1 protein-coding gene and 1 pseudogene are annotated in these 1,337 nt (G+C 59.5%); both read left to right on the top strand.

What is annotated here, in order from left to right:
- Positions 1 to 992: cytochrome c oxidase subunit I (locus AC1D75_RS27060; protein ID WP_495518436.1), on the top strand; the 992-nt coding region annotated here is incomplete at its 5' end.
- Positions 993 to 1,138: 146 nt separating this feature from the next.
- Positions 1,139 to 1,337: pseudogene (locus AC1D75_RS27055) on the top strand (cytochrome ubiquinol oxidase subunit I); the annotation flags it as partial.

Below are 1,337 nucleotides of genomic sequence, written 5' to 3'. Positions count from 1 at the left end.
ATCCCGAGGTGTATATCGTGGCGCTGCCGTTTTTCGGCATCGTCTCGGAGATCTTCCCGGTCTTCAGCCGCAAACCGATCTTCGGTTACAGCGGTCTGGTCTTCGCCACGCTGTCGATCGCGGCGCTGTCGGTGACGGTGTGGGCACACCACATGTACGCCACCGGTGCGGTGCTGTTGCCGTTCTTCTCGTTCATGACATTCCTCATCGCAGTGCCAACCGGTGTGAAGTTCTTCAACTGGATCGGCACGATGTGGAAGGGTCATCTGACCTTCGAGACGCCGATGCTGTTCTCGGTCGGGTTCATCATCACGTTCTTGTTCGGTGGTCTGACCGGTGTGATCCTGGCGAGCCCACCGCTCGACTTCCACGTCTCGGACAGCTACTTCGTGGTCGCGCATTTCCACTACGTGCTCTTCGGAACCATCGTGTTCGCCACATACGCGGGCATCTACTTCTGGTTCCCGAAGATGACCGGACGGCTACTCGACGAGCGTTTGGGCAAGATCCACTTCTGGTTGACGTTCATCGGTTTTCATATGACGTTCCTGGTGCAGCACTGGCTTGGCGGTGAGGGCATGCCGCGTCGTTACGCCGACTATCTGAGTACCGATGGATTCACCGAGCTGAACGTGGTCTCGACGATCGGTGCGTTCATCCTCGGTGTCTCGACGCTGCCATTCCTGTGGAATGTGTTCCGAAGTTACCGTTACGGCGAGGTTGTCACGGTCGATGATCCGTGGGGATTTGGCAACTCGCTCGAATGGGCCACCAGCTGCCCGCCGCCGCGGCACAACTTCACCGAGCTTCCCCGGATTCGGTCGGAGCGGCCCGCTTTCGAACTGCACTACCCGCACATGATCGATCGCATGCGCGACGAGGCACATGTCGGCCTTGGCCACGGGAAGACCAGCGACCACGCGGAGAAAGCGCGTCGCGATGCACTGACGGTCGGCACCCACGAGGCGTCTTCGGATCCGGATCCGAGCTGAGACCTCCTACGGTTCGTAGGAGATGGCCGGTTTCTGTCGTCGTTTGGGTTTACGATCAGATCCAAGAATCGTGCCGAGCTCGTGAGTCGCGGTCACTGATCAAGGATCGTTGGACGTCGCGGCCGACCTGCAGGTAGGGGGATCCCGTGACCGCGGTAGACAAGCCCACGACCTCGGTTGTGCCGGTGCGGCCTTACCCCCAGCGCACGGGGCTCAAGGGGACGTTCCTCTACAAAATGCTCACGACCACCGATCACAAGTTGATCGGCATAATGTATCTGGTCGCCTGTTTTGCGTTTTTTCTCATCGGCGGTTTGATGGCGCTGTTGATGCGCGCCGAGCTCA

This window comes from Williamsia sp. Y712 (assembly GCF_059445525.1).
This window is presented reverse-complemented; position numbering and strand designations above follow the sequence as displayed.